Origin of the sequence: Paraburkholderia sp. (assembly GCF_050742655.1) — a bacterium.
Lineage (GTDB): Bacteria > Pseudomonadota > Gammaproteobacteria > Burkholderiales > Burkholderiaceae > Paraburkholderia.
Window position 1 is genome coordinate 1 of the sequence record NZ_JBOIGG010000064.1, and the last position, 1,557, is coordinate 1,557.

3 protein-coding genes are annotated in these 1,557 nt (G+C 57.8%); 2 read left to right on the forward strand and 1 reads right to left on the reverse strand.

The window, feature by feature from the left end; all coding sequences use genetic code 11:
* Positions 1–147 (forward strand): energy transducer TonB (locus ACREXZ_RS30780; RefSeq protein WP_431767905.1); only part of this gene is annotated, 147 nt, incomplete at its 5' end.
* A 98-nt stretch (positions 148–245) separates the two neighbouring features.
* Entirely contained in the window at positions 246–713 is a 468-nt protein-coding gene (locus ACREXZ_RS30785) for a hypothetical protein (protein ID WP_431767903.1), read from the forward strand.
* Positions 714–719: 6 nt separating this feature from the next.
* On the opposite strand, the gene ACREXZ_RS30790 is transcribed toward ACREXZ_RS30785, so the two are convergent.
* The coding region (locus tag ACREXZ_RS30790) for an IS630 family transposase (protein WP_431767904.1) at positions 720–1,557 on the reverse strand (838 nt) is incomplete at its 5' end.

Sequence of the window (1,557 nt, forward strand, 5' to 3'; positions counted from 1 at the left end):
CTCACGCATCAGGCGGTCTATCGCGCGAGCGGCGATCCGGCGCTCGATACCGCCTGGCTCGCGGCGGTCCGCCGCGCGGCGCCTTTTCCCGCTCCGCCGAGAGGCCTGCCGCATGGTTTTATTCTACAATTTTCGAACCAGGATTAACCCCGCGTTCCCGCGAGAGCCGCCTGTGTCGAGGAATTAGTATTGCCAAAATCCGTTGGCAGCGGCAAGCTCGGCGTTAATAAGGCCGTCCCCGGAGGATGGCGGTTCAAGCGGCGAAGGTCATTGCGGAAGAGGTCATGGCAGGGCATTATTATCACACCCAGCGCGGCACCTTGATGCTGACGGTGTTGCCACTTGCGGCTCTACTTACCGGGTTGCCTGGGATCTTGGCGATGACCCTTCGACCGGGGCATTGGCCTTGGTTGCTGCTCGCACCGTCCGCCCTGTGTTGTGGGTTGGCGTGGCTCTTCTCGTCCCTGACGGTAGAAGTAAGCGGCACCGGGATTCGCTGGTATTTCGGGCCAGGACTTTGGGATTATCGCGTTGCGCTCTCCGATATCGAAGGCGTCCGGATCGTGCGCAACACTTGGCTGAACGGCTTTGGAATCAGGATGGGCACAGGCCGGCGCCTCTATAACGTCTCCGGGCTCGACGCAGTCGAACTGCGCCTCAAGACTGGCGACATTGGCGGCATCGGCACCGATGATCCCCACGGGCTAGTGTAGAGTCTCTCAAATAGCCTTACATTTTTGCAGCGCCATGCGGGCGGATTGGATTTTGCGGAGAATGTCTTCGCCTTTGGCGGTCCAGACATAGCGTTTTGGATTGGCGTTACGATCGGCCAGGAAGGCCTGGATGGTGGCGGCCAATTCGCGGACGGAAGTAAAGCTGCCTTCGCTGATCGTTTGCGTAACATCGCGGAAGAAGCGCTCGACCAGATTAAGCCAGGACGATGATGTCGGGGTGAAGTGCAGGTGAAAACGGGGGTGGCGTGCCAACCATGCCTTGACCGCCGGGTGTTTATGGGTCGCGTAATTGTCGGCGACGATGTGGATAGCAAAATCCTTGGGCGTCTCACGGTCAATCTTGCGCAAAAAAGCCAACCATTCCTGATGCCGATGTTTTTGAGCGATCCTGGATATCAACTTGCCTTCAAGATAATTGAGCGCCGCAAACAACGTCAATGTGCCATGCCGCGTATAATCATGCGTGCGCGTCTTGATATGGCCTATACCCAAGGGTAGCCCTGGTTGGCTGCGTTCCAGGGCCTGACATTGGCTCTTTTCATCGCAGCATAGGATCAAGGCTTTCTCTGGCTCTTTGAGATAGAGCCCGATCACATCCCAGAACTTTTCAACAAATGCCGGATCGTTCGAGACCTTGAACGTCCGCGATACATGTGGCTTGATGTCATTGGCCGCCCACAAACGTTGCACTGTGGCCTTGGATAAACCGGCGGCTTTAGCCATCGTGCGACAGCTCCAGCGCCCCAGCGCTTTGGGCGGCCGGCCTACCTCTTCCAGAACACGGCGGATTTTATCCGTGGGCAAACTGGCCTTGCGCCCACGT